Source organism: Bernardetia sp. (genome assembly GCF_020630935.1).
In the GTDB taxonomy this organism is placed as follows: domain Bacteria; phylum Bacteroidota; class Bacteroidia; order Cytophagales; family Bernardetiaceae; genus Bernardetia.
This window is the reverse complement of the sequence record NZ_JAHDIG010000002.1, coordinates 99,566-119,517: the sequence shown is the minus strand read 5'-3', so window position 1 is coordinate 119,517 and position 19,952 is coordinate 99,566. Positions and strand designations below refer to the sequence as shown.

Sequence of the window (19,952 nt, the reverse complement as noted above, 5' to 3'; positions counted from 1 at the left end):
AATCCACTTTGGCAGTAGATACACCGAATGTCCTCCTTCCTCTAAAAGCTGAACAACAGGCTGTAAACTCTCATTTTCTTTCGCAGAAAACCCTTTTCGGAACTGCTTTTCAAGTTCTTTTTTTCTATCTAAAAAATCGTTTTGTGTTTTTTCTAAAAGGGAAATTGTAATGGTATGAAAGTCTGTTACCAAACTACTTAATTCTTCTAAAAACTGATTTTTCTCTTCGTTTATACTATCCAATTCTGCAATCTGAATAGATTTTTGATGAATAGAAATAATTTTGACTTTTTCTTCTTGTATCTCAATTTTTGCCCAAGCTATACTATAATTATCCCAAAGCTGAAATTGTGTAGCCGAAAACTTCACTAAATGCAGTGTAGGAAAATATTTTTCAGAAAATGAGGAAAAGGCAGGATTCATTGTGGATATTTTTACCAAAAAAAATGAAATATAAGGCGATTAAAATTTTGAAAGTTCTTAAATTTCAAAACAAAAATAATTCATAATTGTATATTTCCTTTATCAAGGAGACATAAAATTCTGACTATACAAAACTCAACAATTATCCATTTTTCATTATAGAATTGTCCATTAACTCAACTGTCTATTTGTCAGTTGCTAGGATAACGGCTTTATTTTAGTAAAAACTTTCGTAAGTTAGGCAAAAAGACTAACAAAATATAGAAAGATAACCGTCGTTGAGGCTACAGCCGTCAGCGAGGATAACCTCCCTACAACGATAAATTTACATCTCGTTTACGGTTTGAAAGACATATTTTAAAAAAAAGCTCTAATATTAATACAAAAACCATTTTTATATGTTTGACCCAAAGAAATTTCATAATAGCGAATTTTATAAATTTGCTCACGGACATCAAAATATTCCTACTACTACGTTAGAAGGATATGCAAAATATAATGTACAAAATATGACTAGATCAATCATTGAGGAAAGAACAACTCATTTCCAAGAAATTGATGTATTCTCTCGCCTCATGATGGATAGAATCATTTTCCTTGGTACAGGTGTAGATGATCACATTTCTAATATTATTGTTGCTCAACTCTTATTTTTAGAATCAGCAGACCCAGATAAAGATGTTCTGATGTATATAAATAGCCCTGGTGGTTCTGTGTATGCAGGCTTGGGTATTTATGACACGATGCAATATGTAAAACCAGATGTATCTACTGTGTGTACAGGATTAGCAGCTTCTATGGGAGCTGTTTTGCTTACTGCAGGACAGGCAGGTAAGCGTGCTGCTCTTCCTCATGCTCGTGTGATGATTCACCAACCACTTGGAGGTATTCAAGGACAGGCTTCTGACATTGAAATTACGGCAAAACAAATTTTGCTTGTCAAGAAAGAATTGACTCAAATTTTGGCTGACCACAGTGGAAAAGATTACGATACAGTAGAAAGAGATGCTGACCGTGATTATTGGATGATTGCGCCAGAAGCAAAAGAGTATGGTTTGATTGATGAGGTGTTGGAACGCAAGAAATAATAGTCATTCAACTATCTTTCAACAAAAAGCATTTTCTTACTATATTTTAGTAGGGAAATGCTTTTTTAATTTTATCAATAAATTTGAAATCTAATGAGACTATTTTTTGCAATTATTCTAATAATTGTCAGCTTTATACAGTTTGTGTTTTTCGGTTTTGCCTTAAATTTAGGAGGTCATGTATCTATTCAAGAATCTAGCAGTTTTGATTACGGAATCATAATGCTATATATGATTGCTATTTTAGTCATTGTCATGACTTCTCTATCAAAAGAAACTTACTCTTTATTAGTTAATGGTGTTGTTGCAGGAGTATTATTCTTTGGTTTGCTAGTGTATTTTTCATATGTATCTCGCCAAGCTATTCAGTTTTTTTCTCTCAACTTAATTTTAATTTTGGGAATATTGGTAACTAACTTGATTTATTTTTTTAATAAAAACAAATGACAAAAGCAGAAAGATTTAAAGGATGCATTATTGGTGGAGCAATGGGAGATGCGTTTGGTAGTGCCTATGAAAATCAAGTAAAAGAAAAAGAAGATGTAATTTATCTTTATGGTAAGCCAAAAGCAAGAGAACCAAAATGGAAAATTACGGATGATACACAACTCACTTTAGCTACTGCTGAGGCTATGATTGATGATAAAAATATTAACCCAGAAGCAGTAGTACAACAGTTTTTAAAATATTATAATCAAAGAAAATTGAGAGGACTTGGAGCAAGCACTTTAAAAGCATTGAGAGAATTAGAGTATGGCGTGCATTGGAGCAAGGCAGGCAGAAAAGGAGAATATGCAGCAGGAAATGGAGCAGCTATGCGAATTGCTTCCCTTGCTTTTATGGAAGATATAAACTACTCTCAAATCAGAGATATTTCTATCATTACTCATAATAACGATGAAGCATATATTGGAGCAAAATGTATTATCATTGCTATCAGAGAAATACTAAGAAAAAACTGGCAAGGAGAAACAAACCTAATAGATTTAATAATTCCTCAACTTCCAGACACAAGAGTTAGAGACAGGCTCATTGAAATCAAAAATATAGACAATCTTTCAGAAATTGGAAAGTTTGGTAATGATGGATATGTTGTAAACTCTGTGCCTTTGGCAATTGCAGCAGCTAATAAAGTAAAGAAAATTGGCATAGAAAAAATGTACAACTGGCTTATTGACATTGGAGGTGATACAGACACCAACTGTTCTATGGCTAGACAAATTGCAGGAACACTCATTGGATATAACGAAATACCTAAAAACTTGATAGAAAAATTAGAAACTTTGAAAGAATATGAATGGATTGAAGAAAATATAAATAAGTTTAACTTCAAGTACTGTTAAATCCTTCTTACTGTTAGGATTTACACCAACCATTCGCTAATAAAATTGCTTTCATAATGGATTTCTCATTTTCATTTGATAGAAAGAATAGCTATTTTTAAGTAACTTGTCGTCGAATTAGACTTTTTTTGTCTTTAACACTGTTTTCAAACTCGTTGATGATTGGAAAATAAGTATTTCTATACAAATATTTCCATTGAGAATATTAATTAATTATCTATGTCTGATAATCCTAATTTAATTGAAATAAATAACCTATCTGTTCTTTTCAAGGGAGAAAATGGACATCATAAGGCTGTAAAAAACGTAAACTTAAAGCTAAAAAAAGGGGAAACTGTCGGTATTGTAGGAGAGTCGGGCTCGGGTAAAACGGTTACGTCCCTTTCTATGATGCGTCTTTTGCCACACGCTCCTTATTGTAATACAGAAGGCGAAATTTTATTCAATTCTAGGGAATATGGAGAAGTAGATTTATTAAAAATTCCTTTTGAAAAGCTGCGTTATCTGAGAGGTGGAGAAATATCTATGATTTTTCAAGAGCCTATGACTTCCCTCAATCCTGTCTTTACGTGTGGAAATCAAGTCTTAGAATCGATTCTAAAACACGAAAACATTACAAAGAAAGCTGCCAAACAGCGAGTATTGCAACTTTTTGAAAAAGTTCATCTCACTAACCCAGAAAGAATTTATAGTGCTTATCCTCATGAAGTTTCGGGTGGACAAAAACAGCGTGTTATGATAGCTATGGCTCTTGCCTGTAATCCACTCCTGCTCATTGCAGATGAACCCACTACGGCACTTGACGTAACTGTACAGGCTGCTATTTTGGAAATTTTGAGAGAGCTTAGAGAAACAGAAGATATGTCAGTGGTTTTTATTACGCATGACTTAGGAGTAGTGGCAGAATTTGCTGACAGAATTATTGTGATGTATCAAGGCGAAATTGTGGAAGAAGGTGCTGTATGGGATATTTTTTCCAACCCTCAACACCCTTATACAAAAGGACTTTTGGCGTGTCGTCCTCGTTTAGATTTAAAATTACGTGTTTTGCCAGTAGTATCTGACTTTATGGCAACCGACGAACACGGAAATATTTCAGAAATTACAGAAGCCAAGTTTCAGTCTGTCGGACAGGCTCTAATGCTCAACTTTCAAAGCGAAGCCGAACTAAGAAAACGCCATGAAAAATTAGTACAACAAATGCCTTTAGTGCAAGTAAAAAACCTTACAAAAGAATTTATCAAAACAAAAGGATTCTTTTCCAATAAAAAAGAAACCGTAAAGGCTGTCAATGATGTATCTTTTGATGTTTATCCAGGAGAAATTTTGGGCTTGGTAGGCGAATCGGGTTGTGGAAAATCTACATTGGGCAGAAGTCTTTTAAGATTAGTAGAACCTACTTCTGGAGAAATTATTTTTGAAGGCAAAAATATCTTAGACCTCAATCAGAAAGAAATGCGTGCTATCAGAAAGGATATTCAAATTATCTTTCAAGACCCTTATGGCTCTCTCAATCCAAGAATGACCATCGGAGAAATTATCATGGAACCGATGCGAATACACGGAATCATGAACAATGACAAAGAACGAAGAGCCTATGTTATTGAACTTTTAGAGACTGTAAACCTAAACGCCTACCACTTCAATCGTTATCCACACGAATTTTCTGGAGGACAGCGTCAGCGTATCTGTATTGCTCGTGCGCTTGCCTTGCAACCTAAATTTATTATATGTGATGAATCCGTTTCTGCACTTGATGTTTCTGTACAAGCACAAGTTTTGAATCTTCTGAATGATTTAAAGGAGAAATTTAACCTTACTTATATCTTTATTTCTCACGATTTGGCAGTTGTCAAGTTTATTGCCGACCGTATTTTGGTAATGAAAGATGGACAAATTGTAGAAACAGGTTTTTCAGAAGACATTTATGAAAAGCCAAAACGAACCTATACAAGAGACCTTATAAAAGCCATTCCGAGAGGAGATTTAGACACCATCAGAAGAATTATGCTCAAAAGAAAACTTCAAAAGTCTGGTTGATAAACTTAGGTAAAACAAAACCTTTTCAGACTTCAAGTTGTAATATTTTCATTTCATAAGCTACTTACTTTATAGTAATTATAATACAAGAAATAAGACAACTATGAATTTTTCGCTTTGGTTGGAAAGCCTTTCTATGGCAACAGGGGCATTGAAAAGTAATCTTTTACGTACCCTCCTTTCTCTTTTGGGTGTTACTATCGGTATTTTTGCCATTATTGGCGTGCTTACTTTTGTAGATGCATTAGAAAAAGGAATCAAAGGCAGCTTATCATTTTTAGGGGAAGACGTAATTTATATTCAAAAGATGCCTTGGATTTTCCAATCTAACTATCCGTGGTGGAAATATATCAATCGTCCAGACCCTAGTATGGAAGAGTTTCGTTTCCTAGAAAAAAATCTAACAGAAGCGCAGGCTGTTTCCGTTTTTGCTGTTCGTTCTGGCTTTACAGCAAAACATAAAAAAAATAGTCTTTCTGGTCTTACTGTTCAAGGAATTACCTTCCAACACAATATTGTCAGTGATATCCCCATCGAATACGGACGTTATTTTACACAAATTGAAGTAGATAGAGCCGTAGAAGTAGTTATTTTAGGAAATACAGTAGCAAAAGATTTATTTGGAGAAGAAAATATAGAAAGCGTAATTGATAAAGTTATTAGATTGAAGGGACGAAAATTTAGAGTAATTGGCGTACTGAAAAAACAAGGAGACAACCTTTTGGATGCTCCAAGCAACGACAATATTACCCTTATGCCTTACTACACACTTGCCAAGATGATTCCAGAAGGCAAAACAGGCATACAACCCACCATTTCCATAAAAGGATTTGAATCAGATAAAGATTTACAAAACGTACAGGGAGAAATTACTGGACTTTTAAGAATAAAAAGAGGTTTACGCCCCAAACAAGAAGAAAACTTTGCTCTCAACCGTCCAGAACAGTTTGCTACATTTTTAGACGGTGTTATTGGAGTTCTGACATTAGCAGGCTGGGCAATAGGCTTTTTCTCTATCTTGGTAGGAGGCTTTGGCATTGCTAATATTATGTTTGTTTCTGTAAAGGAACGTACGTCGCTCATAGGCGTTCAGAAGGCACTGGGAGCAAAACAGGGCTTTATTTTATGGCAATTCTTACTAGAAGCAATTTTACTCTGTATCATTGGAGGAATTGGAGGACTTATTTTGGTATCTTTTCTATCTTTCTTTTCTAGTGATACCTTTATTATTTCGCTTTCCCTCAAAAATATGATATTAGGAGTAAGCGTAGCTACTATTATCGGAATTATAGCAGGAATAATTCCTGCTATATTAGCAGCACGTTTAGACCCTGTGGAGGCGATGCGTTCGGTGTAAAAAACTCAGTATTTAATATCAAAGCGACCTTCTCGTATTTCGTGGACATCTCCAAAAGCATCTTTTATATCGTACCAAAAAGTGCCTGATATGATACGATTCTCTGGGTCGTGTTTGCTTATAAAAAGTTCTCCTGAATATTCTGATGAAGTATAAGAAGTGTTAGAAGAACGATACACAGAACCATAAGCGTTACCACTCGTTCTAGTAAATAAACTATATTTTTCTCCAGTATTTATAGATAAACTTTCAGTCCCAACACTTACCCCTGATATTTCATCTTTTTGACTGTTTCCTCCTCCTACTATCAAATCATATCCTCCATCATGAAAATTGTAGCTACCACTAAAAGAATTGGGACTACCATCAGGTGTAAAAGATTCTCCATCCACAAGACAGCCGAAAGTGTTTTCTCCTATTTGGGTAGCTGGTGGGAGTAGATCTATAGGGTCTTTTGGGGTTTGTTCTTCGCATTTCATACATAGAAATGTAAGGCATATGAAGAGGGAAAAAAGTAGTTTTTTCATTGTATTAAGTGGTTTAGTAAATGAATAAAAATGGTTAGGTTTAGCAAAAATAAAATTAATACTTGATGTCAAAGCGTCCTTCAGTAATACGATATAGTGCTGCTGTTCTACTTCTAGCATTAAACCAAAAAGTTCCTGATATGATTCGCCTCTCAGTATCGTGTTTGCTTATAAATAGCTCTCCATAATTTTTATAGGTGTATATAAACTCTGATTTTATGTATAGCAAACCATATGCATCATCTTCTTCTTTTATAGATAAGTTATATCTTTTACCTTCTACTATAGGTAGGTTTACTACCCCAAATGCTGGACTCACAATAATATTATCTGTATTTCTGATAGCCGATAGGTAAAAATACTTCTCGTCATTGGAGGAATATTGCACACTCAATGACGAAGCTAATTCATCTGGTGTAAATGGTTCTCCGTTTATCAAACAGCCAAAAGTATTTTTTCCTGTTTGTGTTGCTGATGGGAGTAGGTCTATAGGTTCTATTTCATCTTTACATTTCATACATAGAAATGTAAGGCATACAAAGACTGAAAAAAATATTTTTTTCATTTTTTTTTAGTTTATAATGAATAAATATAAAAAGATTATTTTTTTTACTTGCTAACGTAAAGATTAAGTAATTATACATAGTATTTTTTTAAGATTACTTTTTTTATGAAGTACGTAAGCATTTTTTAATGTACTGCAATAAATAAAAGAAAAAGTGTTTTTTTTAACTTAAAAATGAGTTTGGTTTATTTTTATACATAAAGCTTTTTAAGCAGACAAGCTAGAGTATAACCTTGTTGTTATAATATTCTTTTCACAACTTCTCTATACTTTTAGCTAAAAAGTTTGTATCGTTTTTCTAGTTTCGTAACTTTATTTTTCCTTAGAAATAAATACTAGAAAAACACATATACAAATTAGTACGGCTTATGACTCACCAAATATCGAACAAAACCATTTCCATTCAAGAAATGTATCAGATTACCAAATCTCATACAAAAATAGAACTATCAGAAGAAAGCAAATCACAAATAAAAAAAGCACAATCCTACTTAGAAAACCTTGTTACAAAAAGTGAGGAAGCCGTTTATGGTGTCAATACAGGTTTTGGATATTTATGTAATTATAAGATTCCGAAAGACCAAATCAATGAACTACAAGAAAACCTAGTGATGTCTCATGCTTGTGGAGTGGGTGATGAAGTACCTGCTTTTATCATACGTTTGATGCTCCTTCTCAAAATTCAGTCGCTTTCTTACGGACACTCTGGAGTTCAACTTCAAACAGTAGAGCGTTTTGTAGATTTTTACAATGAAGATATTTTGCCTGTTGTCTATGAACTAGGTTCATTAGGAGCTTCTGGCGATTTAGCTCCTTTAGCGCATCTTGCATTACCTATTATTGGAATGGGAGAAGTTTGGATGAAAAATAAAAAAGGAACATATCAAAAGAAAAAAACGGAAGATGTTTTAAAACAAAAAAACTGGAAACCTATTCAACTCAAAGCTAAAGAAGGACTAGCAATGCTCAACGGAACGCAGTTTATGAGTGCTTACGGTGTGGCATGTATGGTGGAGGCTGAAAAAATGAATACTTTAAGTGATACGATTGGTGCGCTCTCGGCAGATGCTTTTTTATGTCGTTCTGAACCTTTCAATGCACTTACTCACAAAATCCGTCCTCATGCAGGACAAATCCGAACAGCAAAAAATATTAGAGAACTTTTAGAAGGAAGCGAAATTATGCTCCAACCAAAAGCACACGTACAAGACCCTTATTCTTTTCGCTGTATGCCACAAGTACACGGAGCAAGTAAAGGTGCTTTTGATTATATCAATTCTGTTTTTGAGTGTGAGATTAATTCGGTTACAGACAATCCGAATGTTTTTCCAGATGAAGATGTAATTCTCTCTGGAGGAAATTTTCACGGACAGCCTTTAGCTATTTCATTAGATTTTGCAGCCATTGCTTTGGCAGAACTTGGAAGTATTTCAGAACGAAGAACCTATTTATTAATGGCAGGAGAGCGAAACTTACCTCCTTTTTTAGTACACGACTCTGGGCTTCATTCTGGAATGATGATAGCACAATATACAGCAGCTTCTATTGTAAGTCAAAACAAACAACTCTGTACTCCTGCAAGTGTGGATAGCATTATTTCATCAAAAGGACAAGAAGACCATGTCAGTATGGGGGCAAATGCAGCGACAAAGTTGTATAAAGTCCTGCAAAATGTGAAACGTATTTTAGCGATAGAACTTATGGCAGCAGCGCAAGCCATAGAGTTTAGACGCCCTCTCAAAACTTCTGATGAGCTAGAAGAATTTTTAGCAGAATACAGAAAAAATGTCAAGCCACTACAAAAAGACAGAGTTTTACACGATGATATAATGAAAAGTGTTGATTTTATAGAAACTATTTGAGATATACAATATGAAAACCTCAAACGAATATAATTTACAAGACATTTATATCGTATTAGATAGGCACTTTTTTCATAATTACAATACTTCTGTTGATGTTAAGTTGCCTAGTTTGGCTCTATATGCTATACTTGAATGTTTAGTAAGTGAGATAAGTAGGTATGAAAATAGTAAAGTAGAACCTTTGGAAAGTGTAATTACCTCAAAGGGTTTAGAGAATAATTTTAAAACAAAAAAAGGGAGAAAAGTAGTTGAATACTATAAAATTCAGCTACACTCTCCTATTGGCTTAGAAACTATAAAATCTATTTCTAAAATTATAGGAAAACACAAAATAGACAGATTTTATCTACTTTCCCATGATGTTCAAGAGATGGAAAAAATTGAACAGTTTTGTACAGAAATAAAAGCCAAAACAGACTGTGAAGTAATTGTAGATGGGATTTTGCCCACCATCAAATATTACCTTCGATTAATTAATTCTTTAAGTGATTTTATAGAAAAATATAGTCTGCTTGTTCAGAATGATACTGAACTAAAGAAAGTTCACAAAGAAAAATGGAACGAACTTCTCAAAAGTTTATAGAAAAATATGCACCATATTCAATTACCAACGTCAAAAAAAATATACATTGCCTCTGATTTTCATTTAGGCTATTCTAAAGATATTGAAGGAAAAGATTCTCTAGAAAGAGAAAAAAAAATTCTGCGCTGGCTAGAGATGGTTCGCCAAGATGCCGAACTTATTATTCTGTTAGGAGATATTTTTGATTTTTGGTATGAGTATAAAAAAGCTGTTCCAAAAGGTTTTGTTCGCTTACAGGGCAAAATAGCAGAAATTACAGATAGTGGAATTGATGTTGTATTCTTTACAGGCAATCACGACTTATGGATGTTTGGTTATTTTGAGGAAGAATTAGGTGTAAAAGTCTATCATAAACCCCAGTTTGTAACGTGGAATGATAAAAAAATTCATTTAGGACATGGCGACGGTTTAGGAAATGGAGATTATGCGTATAAGTTTTTGAAAAAGGCTCTTTTTACTAATCCTGTTTGTCGCTTTTTCTTCGAATGGCTGCATCCTAATATCGGAATAGGCTTGGCTCATTTTTGGTCAAATAGCCGTAAACCGTCAAAAAAGCCAAATCAGAATCCTAAGAAGGAGAAAAAAATAGATGGTTATACAGGAAAAGCAAACGAGTGGATTTGGAATTATTGCAACGAGCTTCATCAGCAAAACCCACAAGATTACTACGTTTTCGGACACCGACATTTACCTCTAATGATAGAAATGAGTAAGACAATAGATAGCCAAAAAAGCTATTACTTCAATACAGGCGAATGGATGAACCATTTTACCTATCTTACTTTTGAAGCAAATGAAGAAGGTAACGCAGCATTCAAACGTCACTGTTTTGAAGCTAATACAGAGTGGATTGTTGATACAAATGAATAATTGTAGCGTAGGTCAAAAGGCTTGCCTTTGACTTGTTTATAAAGACAAAAAAAGGCGATTCAGAAATGAATCGCCTTTTAAGTATATCAATTTAGATTTAAAATCTTATTCTTTAATGAATTTGATTGTCTCTACTTTGCGTCCACTATTTACACTCAAGATATACATTCCTTTTGCAAGTTTTGATATATCAAGTGTTGTGTTTTGCTCGCTAAGAGATGTACGTATCATTTCAGCACCTGTAATGCTATATACTACCAATTCAGACTCAACTCCAAAGTAACCTAATTTGATGTTCAATGAAGAACTAGCAGGATTTGGATAAGCAACAAATGCAAAATCTGGACTTTCAACTGCATCATCAAACGTAGCATACACTGGGCTACTAGCTACTGGGTGTAAATTCGCTTGTGTAGATGTGTTGATTACGATAGTATAATCTTCTACTTCACCGTAAGAGAATGTCTCACAAGAAGTTGCATTTGCATTGTACTTCATTGTTACACGCATACGAGTTGTTCCATTAGCAGCAGAAGTAGGAATTGTGAATGAACCACTTACAGATGTACTTGTTGTGCGAGCACGTGAGTAAACTTCTTCACCAGCATCATTGAAATCTCCGTCTTGATTATAATCAATCCAAACATTGTAGGCTTCGCTATATGTTCTTCCAGACCAAGCAGGGTCAATTGTAATAGTATAAGAAGTTCCTTTTGTAAGGGTAGTAGAAAGATTGGTAAAATCTGCATAACCACCATTCGAACCAGAGTTATTATCAATAGAACCTACACGTACACGCTGAATCCACTCATCAGCTACACTATTGCCTTTAGAATCACAATAGTTTAATACTGGAGGTGCAGAAGTAGTAACAAATACACTTGCAGAATATGCACTTGAAGCACCCGAACAGTTTGCACGAACTTGTACTTCATACGTTGTAGAAGGAGAAGCACCTGTTAAATTAAGAGACGTTGATGTAGCATTGAATGGAGACCAAGCACCACCACTAGTGCGAACCTGTACATCATAAGAAGATGCTCCAGCAACTGCTGACCAAGAAGCCGTAAATGTGCTAGTTGTAACATTAGAAGTAGCTAAACCTGTAGGTACACCACAAGAAGGTGTTGAGCTTTCTGTAATATTTACTGAATAATCTTCTACTTCGCCGTAAGTAAATGTTTCACAAGAATTTTGTGCGCCATTGTATTTCATAGATACACGCATACGAGTTGTACCAGTAGCTGCACTAGGGCTAATATCCAATGTACCAGATACAGCAGAGCTGCTCATAGAACCTGCGTCAAAAACTAATTCGCCAGAGTCTTCAAAGTCTCCATCTTTATTGAAGTCAATCCAAACTTTCCAATATTCATTGTAAGAACTTCCAGAAAAACCTGGTGTAAGTGTTACAGCATTCGTACTTCCTTGAGCTAAATTTACAGTAGTAGAAGTTTGGTCTGAATAACCACCATCGTTTCCACTTGTTCTGTTCAAAGAACCAATCTGTACACCTGCAATCCACTCATAAGAACTATTATTTCCTTTAGATTCACAATAAGTTGGTATTATAATTCCTCCAGTAGTTGTAAAGGTTGCACTTGTAGAATAAACACTTGAGCCATCAGCACAATTTGTAAGAACTTGGAATTCATATTCTGTACCAAGTGTAAGACTTGATAGATTTCTTGATGTAGAAGTAAGACCATTTACATTTGTCCAAGAAGCAGATCCTGTTGCACGATAACGAAGGTCGTAGCTAGTTGCTCCACTTACAGAACTCCAACTAACTGTTGCAGATGTATTTGTAACATTTGAAGAGTTCAATCCACCTGGTACAGCACATACTGGTGTAGTTCCTCCAGAAGTTCCTCCCGATACAATCAAAGAGTAGGCTTGTGAACCAGATTGTAAAGAACCTTTGTGTGAAACTGTGATAGTATAAGTTTGTCCTGCTACTGGGTTAGGGATATATACTTTTTCTACATTATCTCTGAAGTTGTCTCCTTTAGTAGCTGCACTGTTTGGAGAAGCAGGGTTCAATACCCAAGGAAAGTTTGTTGTTCCTCCACCTGCTACACGTACGTCTAAATCATTAACAAGCATAATAGCTCCATTATCTACTTGACTTCCCGAAACAGGAGTACCTTTAAGGTCTGTCCAAGCGATTGTAACTTCCAATGGTTCAGAGCCTGTTGCAGTTACTTGTACTGAGTATGTTCCATTGTTGTTAAGTACTCGTTCATCAATTAATGAACTTGTTCCTACATTAGAGATAAGATTTACAGCATTTTCAGCATCTAATAATCCCCATCCAAAACGATAATCTGGTCCGTCTGCATTACCAGCTTCTGCTGCTGTATGAATAGCTAAACCTCTAAGCGTAGCCGAGCGCATAAACTGACCGTTATTTAAGTTTTTGTAATGTTGTTGAACAAGTAATAACGACCCTGTTACGTTAGGACTTGCCATTGATGTACCTGACTTTGTATTGTAGGATGTATTTCCAGAACTAGATGTAGAATATACACTTACACCACATCCCGAAATATCTGGTTTGATACGTCCGTCGTCAGTTGGTCCCCAAGAACTAAAACTAGACATGCTTACACTACTTGGGCTTGTATAATTAGTTACTGCTGAAACAGCTGCCACAACAAGTGCATTTTTTGAAGTTGCAAAACCTGTTACTAGGTCATATCCACCTTTACCAGTATTGTATCGTCCTCTATCATTACCTGCTGCTTTTACAGGAAGGTAATAAGGAGCATTATATGTAATCTCATCCCAAGTAGCTGCTTGGTCATCATAGTAACCAAACTGATACGTAGAAAGATATTGTGCATTGTATCCGTAAGAGTGATTAGAGAGAATTAGACCTTGTGCAGCTTGGCTAGTTGCTTCTGATTCGTCGTTGTTCCACTCATTTGCCCAAAGTGTAGATTGGTGGGCTGCACCTATTGCACTAGAAGTTACACCAGAAGCCATCATTGTTCCTGCTACGTGCGTTGCGTGGTCGTTGTTTCCATTAGCAGATGTAAAAGGTACACCGTCTTTTTGAATAACTCTATTTCCAAACTCTTGGTGTGTAGAACGAATAGGACCTCCATCCCACTCTCCTACAATCATTCCTTGTCCGTTAAGGTTTAAGCCTGCACTTCCCCCTGTCCAAAGTCTGTCTGCTTTTGTTGTTTTGGCAGCATTTAAGTTACTCATTGTTACATAGTAGATAGGATTTCCAAATCTGTCTATGAATTGAAGTTCAGCTACTCTTCCATCTTCTAAGGTTTTGAAGACTTCTAAATTGTTCTTTTTAGCAAACTCAATGGCTTCAGCTTTGCGCTTTTTGTAAAGTGTTGTATTTGTCTTAGCAATTTGTTGCAGTTTCTGAACATTTGTTTGTGAGAGTATTCTCTGCTTTTCAAGTTGGTTTTGTCCATAAGCTGTAAAGCTAAGTCCTGCGAATAAGGCTGCTAAACCTATCTTTTTTCTAAGTTTCATATTTTAATGAGTGATGTAAAGGGGGTAAAAGGTAATTATAGTTAATTGAGTTAATTTATAGAAGGATTTCAATTACTTCTAACAGATGTACGAAATCTTAATATATCGCAAGTATATAGATAAAAATTTTATAAAGCAACAATTATCTGAATTTTATTTCTAAATAAACTGATTTTCACAAAATATTCTATCATAACCTTTATAGTACTTATACTCTTTATAACTTCATCACAACATATTAGAAAAGTACAATAAACATAGATAAAATTAGACAAAAAAAATAATAGCCCTTATCGGAAAGCCATATATTGACTTTGAGATAAGAGCTATTATATATAACAGATAAATGGAATAATACCATTTTTATCTATCTTATTTTCGAAGTTGAAAACAACAACAACATTGCGACTATGAAGCGTTTTCAAACAATAACTGTTAAATCAGCTTTCAAGTGATTTTTTCTAAATCTTTACAGAAAAATAGGTTACTAAGTAGTTAGCCGTTCAGCTATTTTGTATCTTCTGCCAAGATTTACCCTTTGCTATTGTTTTTAACCTCAACGCTTGCCGTACTCGGTACGTTTGTGGCGTTGTGTTGTATATTTTCAGCAAAAAAAGTTTTTGCACCGTCATTATCTAACCATTTACTTGACTGCAAATATTTTGCATTGCCAGAGTAAATGAACAAACAAGAACCTTTCTTAACATAATCTATGATTTCTTGTGCCTTGTGCATTTCTACAGCTGGACACCCAAAACTTCTACCTAATCTACCATTACGGTTCATAGTTTTTGGATTTACATAATTTGCACCATGCATAACAACTGCACGATTTCTTGCTTGGCAATTATAGCCTTTATCCATTCCATTGATGAGAAGAGAAATTCCGTTCTTACCAATATATGGAGCATCAGTTACATAAAATCCCATACTACTTTGATTAGAACCACGTTTGTTTGAATATGAAGTAACCATATCATGTCCAGAGTTTTTGCCATGGGCTACTAACTCTCTACGAACTAATTTCTGATTCTTCATATCAATAATCCACATGCGCTCAAAGCGAGAAGATTTTGTAAAATCTAGTACTGTCAAGATTTCTTTTTTGAGTTCTCCCTTTGCTTTAAGATTAAGATAACCTATGTAAGCAGTCTTGAATGGGACATAATCTAATTCTGCCTTCTTCAATTTTAACTTTTGATACATAGCTTTAATATGATTTTCAAAAGCTATAGAGATGTTCTCAATTTTAGCATGTTCTTTTGACGGAAAAGCATCGACTTTTGATGCACTTTCTAGCAAACTGTTCTGATTAGAAGCAGTTGCAAAAAATTTAGAAAATCCGAAAAAAAGAAGTACGAGTACGGCGATAGTGCCGCTCAATACGATTCTTTGCATTCAGTTTTTCTGGTTTAAATGAATTGAATGATTATTTGTAAGTCTTTATGGTATATTAGAAAGGCTCAAAAGAGAGATTTCTCCATAAACACTAAAGTTGTACATTACGTAAGGATATTTTTTCAGTTGAAGATACAACCACCAAACTTTCTCAAGTTTAGTCAAAACTAAATTATATCTTCTGATAAGCCATGAAGGATAGTTTTAATTGTAATAATAATTACCACAACTTATCAAAAAGTCTTAGATGTAAAAGCATGTTGATAGAAATGCTACTTATTTTTGCCTATAATTTCATACTTTTTTAGTATAAAAAAACAAGACTAAAGAATAAGCGTCGAAATCCCTTATCACAATCTACTAAGTCAGTTTTCTTAACTCTAGTATTAAATTCTGTACTATAACTAACTTTACGATTTTATCAAAATTTAGAGATTTTACTTCCAAATCTTTGAAAATGGACGCAATGTCATACAAAATAGAATTGCAATTAGCTTTTACGCATTTGAAAAATATCTAAAAACGGTTTCTTCCAAAACATTATCATTTTCCTTTTTGAATAACAAGTAAAATAAAAATAGCTTTAAAAGCTACAAACGGTGTAAACTTCTATGGTATTCAAATCCATAGACTTATGTTGTTTGCATTTTATTAAACCTATTTCAAATTAATTTTACTTCACAGTAATTCTTCTCATTATGAGTTGTGAAAATGATGTTGTAAGCTAACTCTCTTTTGAGCCAACTTATACTATATAAACGGTATTTTACCAAGTTTTGTTTAAAAAAATTCAAAATTTATTTAATTCAATAAATAAATAATTTTACTTTTAAGTAATACTATTATGTATTCTAATATACATAAAAAATATTTTTATGCTATTTGGAGCGATTTTACCTTTTGCATTTCTACTTTAAATTTTTCACTTAGTTCTTTTGAGGCATTTAGAAGAGGAAGCCTAACATCTGACTTTGTAATACCAAGCAAAGTCAAGATTTCTTTGATTCCGACAGGATTACTTTCTACAAACAAATGTTCGAAAAGAGGAAATAGTTGATGTAAATATTTATTAGCTGTTTTGTAATCTCCTTTCAAAGCAGCACGAGTAAGATTCCCAAATTCTTTTGGATAAGCATTTGGAATGACACCTATTACACCATCTGCACCAAGTGAAATGAGAGGTAGTGTGAGTGCATCATCACCAGACAAAACAACAAAATCTTTAGGCTTATTTCTCAAAATTTCAATGCACTGTGTCATATCGCCAGATGCCTCTTTTGTTCCAATAATGTTTGGATGCTCTGCTAAACGAAGTGTTGTTTTGGCTTCAATATTTGAGGCTGTTCGGCTAGGAACATTATAGAGAATAATCGGTTTTGGACTTGCATCTGCCACTTCCATATAATGTCTATAAATTCCTTCTTGTGTTGGCTTGTTGTAGGAAGGAGAAGCAGATAAGATAGCTGACACACCTTCTAAATTAGATTTTCCCAATAATTCTATAAGCTGACGAGTATCATTCCATGCCAACCCATATACTAAAGGCAATTTGTTAGGATTATTTTCAGCAATGAAATCAAAAATTTCTCGTTTTTCTTGTCTTGTAGTAGTAGCAGCCTCGCCTGTTGTGCCGTGAACTACCCAAAATTCTACATGGTCTTGCGTATGCTCAAGTAGTCTTTTGAGAGCATCAAAATCTACATTTTTATTTTCATCAAAAGGAGTAACAAGTGCAATACCTGTTCCTCTAAATATATTGGTATTCATAATTTTTTTAAGTATGAGATTGAACCTTATAAATGGCTTTCACAAAGTTAAATTATAATAATCAGTTTAAGAAATACCTCATATCTGAAAAAAGTGTAAAATTTGGTTATTCTTGTGTCATTTTTTATTGCCTTTTTTCCTCTTTATATGCTGTTTCTGTAAGAGGTTCTACCCAATTATAGGGCTTCCACGTTCGTTGTTCTTTCGTCAAATCTATATTTGGATCAATAAAACGCTGGGGTTTTCTGTTGTTGAGCGACATTTTAGATTCTACTTTTATGATAGGGTCTTGATAGCCTTTTTCTCTCTTATATAAATCTTCCAAAAAATGAACGTATTGTAAAATCATATCAGGGTCTTTTTGCATTTTGTTACTCTGCTTAAATGAAAGATGCTCCATTGGACGCACAGTTTCTTGTTTGTTAGAGTTTGTATCGCTGACTTTAAAAACCGTATTTCCTCGTTTGGTTCGGAGCATCATACGCCACGAAAAAAAATGTCCTTGTTCTGTCCAACTTGGATCTTCTGGGTAGAGATAAGCTCGCCAAGGAAGGAAAAACTGAACTATAAAAAATAAGAAAAAAAATGAATACACAAACCTTTGAGAAAACTTTGACTCATCAGAATACTGAAAAAAATGTGTGTTTGGTGCAGGGAGCTTTTTACCTAAATGCTTGAAAAATTTCCACGTTCTAAACGTTTTAGGAGAAAAAAATAAAGCTGTAGCAGCAATAGAAAACCAAGGAAATGTTCCGATACCAAAAGTGATAGCATTGGTAGAGTGAAAAAATATAGCAACAATAAATGTTACTTTTCGTGTCTTTTTCCAAAGCATCAGAGGTACAACTAACAAGTCAAATGCAATTCCACCATAGGCAACTAAGAAAGCATGATATTTGTGTGAAAGCAAAATCCCCAAATATGGAACAGGGTGATTAATTTTATTAGCAAGCCAAAGTTGCATCGGTTGGGCGTGTAACCAATCAATGTTTAATTTAGCAAGTCCTGCATAAAAATATACGATACTTAGCTGCGCTATCAAACAATAGACTGTCCAAGCAGGAATTTCAGAAGATTTAAGTTGTGGATTTTGGTAAGTATCTACCGAAAAAGCTCTATTTGCTGGTAGAAAAGCAAAAACTAAAAACAGAAGACAATACAAATAAATGTGATTGATGTAGAGCGTTTTTTCCATCAAGAAAATAGATATAGATGATAGAAACATTGCTACACAAGCAAAACGATACTTAAATCCAAAAACAACCATCAAACCCAAAATAAAATTTACTCCAAAATGCACATACAGTAGTAATGGTTCTGACCAAGGCTTTATAAAAGGAGCAAAAGAATATGAAAAATGCAAATCTCCGTGAATCAGTGTTTGAGCATATGGTGATAATGCCCCTCCAGTAAGTTCAATTGTCATTAAGAGTCCTAATATGACTCTAGCATAGATTAATGGAGCAATATCAATCGGATGATTTAACAAATTTTTGATGCTATCTGATTTGTCTTGTTTTATAGTATTCATCTGACAAATATACATCAAATCCACTGTTGCAGACAAAGAAAAACCCTTGTTATCTAATGAAAGATAAAAGGGTTTATTTAGTTTCTTATTTAGTTTTCAGTCTGATTTAAATGACTTTACCACCACGGATTACACGTAAAAGTACAGCTACAATAGCAATAACTAATAAAACATGAACGATTCCACCTGTAAAAGCTCCTGAAAAGAAACTTACAGCCCATACAATAACAAGAACAACAGCGATAATATATAATAAGTTACCCATAATAATTTGAAAAGTTTAGATTAAAAAATAGAAGAATAATATACTTCTGTGAATATTTATTTTGTTTATGAAAGATAAGAATTAAGAAGAAAACGCATTTATTAGACCACCGTAGCTTCTACATCCTGTATTTTCTTCCTAATTGAGAAAATTAATTTTCGATTTCTACGACTTTACAGAGATCTAATCATTTGAACGACTTCATCTCTAGTCTTGCCTAGCTTTTTCTGAATTCTACCTAGCATTTGGTCTTCTTGACCTTCTGCGTACGTCAAATCGTCGTCGGTAAGAGAACCATACGATTTTTTCAAACGTCCTTTGACTTCATTCCAAGTTCCTTTATATTCTAATTTGTCCATAATAAAGATTAAAAAATTTAGGTTAAAAAATATAATAATTCAACTAGCTTTATAAGGGCTAATTTGTAGTTAAATTGCTGTTTATAGATTATTTAAAAAGGTTTAGTAATGTTTTATCCCTCCACCTTACCACTTGTAGTTTTGAATAATCCCATTCCCGAAATAAAGAAAATCACTCCTAAAATGGCAAATATCCAAGGGTTTTGATTAGAAAGGTTCTGTCCGAAAATACCGAATACACCTACTACCAATCCGATAATACCCATAAGAATAAGGAAAATACTGATGATTGCTTTGAAGTTCATAGTTGAAAAAATTAATGTCTTTTTGGGACGGTAAAAAATAGAATTCAGCAAATAAAGACTTGCTTTAAACTCTTGAAAAATATCTTTGATTATGACAACGCTTTATTTAGTGGTATATAGTTTGAAAAATACAATATAAAAAAATGATTGATTTTTCTAAAAAAT

At 34.0% G+C, this 19,952-nt stretch carries 18 protein-coding genes; 8 read left to right on the top strand and 10 right to left on the bottom strand.

What is annotated here, in order from left to right:
- Nucleotides 1-423 (bottom strand): hypothetical protein (locus QZ659_RS01175; RefSeq protein ID WP_291720627.1); only part of this gene is annotated, 423 nt, incomplete at its 3' end.
- A gap of 398 nt (nucleotides 424-821) precedes the next feature.
- Here QZ659_RS01175 and QZ659_RS01170 point away from each other — a divergent pair.
- The 5 genes from QZ659_RS01170 (at nucleotide 822) to QZ659_RS01150 (ending at nucleotide 6,251) form a co-directional block, all read left to right on the top strand.
- Complete coding sequence (locus tag QZ659_RS01170; RefSeq protein WP_291720625.1) at nucleotides 822-1,511, top strand: ATP-dependent Clp protease proteolytic subunit; 690 nt, start codon at nucleotides 822-824, stop codon at nucleotides 1,509-1,511.
- 93 nt (nucleotides 1,512-1,604) lie between these two features.
- On the top strand, nucleotides 1,605-1,958 hold the full coding sequence (locus tag QZ659_RS01165; RefSeq protein ID WP_291720622.1) for a hypothetical protein: 354 nt from the start codon (nucleotides 1,605-1,607) through the stop codon (nucleotides 1,956-1,958).
- Nucleotides 1,955-2,854, top strand: a complete 900-nt coding sequence (locus tag QZ659_RS01160; RefSeq protein WP_291720619.1) for an ADP-ribosylglycohydrolase family protein — start codon at nucleotides 1,955-1,957, stop codon at nucleotides 2,852-2,854. The genes QZ659_RS01165 and QZ659_RS01160 overlap by 4 nt, the downstream gene beginning before the upstream one ends.
- Before the next feature lie 219 nt (nucleotides 2,855-3,073).
- The gene (locus QZ659_RS01155; protein ID WP_291720616.1) at nucleotides 3,074-4,894 is read left to right on the top strand and encodes an ABC transporter ATP-binding protein; all 1,821 of its coding nucleotides are present in this window, start codon (nucleotides 3,074-3,076) and stop codon (nucleotides 4,892-4,894) included.
- A gap of 103 nt (nucleotides 4,895-4,997) precedes the next feature.
- Nucleotides 4,998-6,251: an ABC transporter permease gene (locus QZ659_RS01150; protein WP_291720613.1), complete on the top strand. Its 1,254-nt coding sequence runs from the start codon at nucleotides 4,998-5,000 to the stop codon at nucleotides 6,249-6,251.
- 5 nt (nucleotides 6,252-6,256) lie between these two features.
- On the opposite strand, the gene QZ659_RS01145 is transcribed toward QZ659_RS01150, so the two are convergent.
- Together QZ659_RS01145 and QZ659_RS01140 are read right to left on the bottom strand one after the other, a co-directional pair.
- Complete coding sequence (locus QZ659_RS01145; RefSeq protein ID WP_291720611.1) at nucleotides 6,257-6,730, bottom strand: hypothetical protein; 474 nt, start codon at nucleotides 6,728-6,730, stop codon at nucleotides 6,257-6,259.
- A 103-nt stretch (nucleotides 6,731-6,833) separates the two neighbouring features.
- Nucleotides 6,834-7,295, bottom strand: a complete 462-nt coding sequence (locus tag QZ659_RS01140) for a hypothetical protein (protein WP_291720608.1) — start codon at nucleotides 7,293-7,295, stop codon at nucleotides 6,834-6,836.
- A 416-nt stretch (nucleotides 7,296-7,711) separates the two neighbouring features.
- On the opposite strand from QZ659_RS01140, the gene hutH reads away from it, so the two are divergent.
- Genes hutH through QZ659_RS01125 form a run of 3 tightly spaced genes read left to right on the top strand, consistent with a single transcriptional unit; the run spans nucleotide 7,712 to nucleotide 10,661 of the window.
- Entirely contained in the window at nucleotides 7,712-9,205 is a 1,494-nt protein-coding gene (hutH, locus tag QZ659_RS01135) for a histidine ammonia-lyase (RefSeq protein WP_291720605.1), read from the top strand.
- A gap of 10 nt (nucleotides 9,206-9,215) precedes the next feature.
- Nucleotides 9,216-9,791: a hypothetical protein gene (locus QZ659_RS01130; protein WP_291720602.1), complete on the top strand. Its 576-nt coding sequence runs from the start codon at nucleotides 9,216-9,218 to the stop codon at nucleotides 9,789-9,791.
- A 6-nt stretch (nucleotides 9,792-9,797) separates the two neighbouring features.
- Complete coding sequence (locus QZ659_RS01125) at nucleotides 9,798-10,661, top strand: UDP-2,3-diacylglucosamine diphosphatase (RefSeq protein WP_291720599.1); 864 nt, start codon at nucleotides 9,798-9,800, stop codon at nucleotides 10,659-10,661.
- Between the two features lie 105 nt (nucleotides 10,662-10,766).
- On the opposite strand, the gene QZ659_RS01120 is transcribed toward QZ659_RS01125, so the two are convergent.
- From QZ659_RS01120 to QZ659_RS01090, 7 genes are all read right to left on the bottom strand, one after another.
- Nucleotides 10,767-14,162, bottom strand: coding sequence for a GEVED domain-containing protein (locus QZ659_RS01120; protein WP_291720596.1), 3,396 nt, complete (start codon nucleotides 14,160-14,162; stop codon nucleotides 10,767-10,769).
- Nucleotides 14,163-14,693: 531 nt separating this feature from the next.
- Nucleotides 14,694-15,560, bottom strand: coding sequence for a murein L,D-transpeptidase catalytic domain family protein (locus QZ659_RS01115; protein ID WP_291720593.1), 867 nt, complete (start codon nucleotides 15,558-15,560; stop codon nucleotides 14,694-14,696).
- 873 nt (nucleotides 15,561-16,433) lie between these two features.
- Nucleotides 16,434-17,327, bottom strand: coding sequence for a 4-hydroxy-tetrahydrodipicolinate synthase (dapA, locus tag QZ659_RS01110; protein WP_291720591.1), 894 nt, complete (start codon nucleotides 17,325-17,327; stop codon nucleotides 16,434-16,436).
- A 124-nt stretch (nucleotides 17,328-17,451) separates the two neighbouring features.
- Nucleotides 17,452-18,858, bottom strand: a complete 1,407-nt coding sequence (locus QZ659_RS01105; protein ID WP_291720588.1) for an HTTM domain-containing protein — start codon at nucleotides 18,856-18,858, stop codon at nucleotides 17,452-17,454.
- 106 nt (nucleotides 18,859-18,964) lie between these two features.
- Nucleotides 18,965-19,123: a lmo0937 family membrane protein gene (locus tag QZ659_RS01100; protein ID WP_291720585.1), complete on the bottom strand. Its 159-nt coding sequence runs from the start codon at nucleotides 19,121-19,123 to the stop codon at nucleotides 18,965-18,967.
- A gap of 173 nt (nucleotides 19,124-19,296) precedes the next feature.
- Complete coding sequence (locus QZ659_RS01095) at nucleotides 19,297-19,482, bottom strand: CsbD family protein (protein ID WP_291720582.1); 186 nt, start codon at nucleotides 19,480-19,482, stop codon at nucleotides 19,297-19,299.
- Between the two features lie 113 nt (nucleotides 19,483-19,595).
- Nucleotides 19,596-19,787 (bottom strand): hypothetical protein, encoded by a 192-nt coding sequence (locus QZ659_RS01090; RefSeq protein ID WP_291720579.1) that lies wholly within the window; start codon nucleotides 19,785-19,787, stop codon nucleotides 19,596-19,598.
- Between the last annotated feature and the right edge of the window lie 165 nt (nucleotides 19,788-19,952).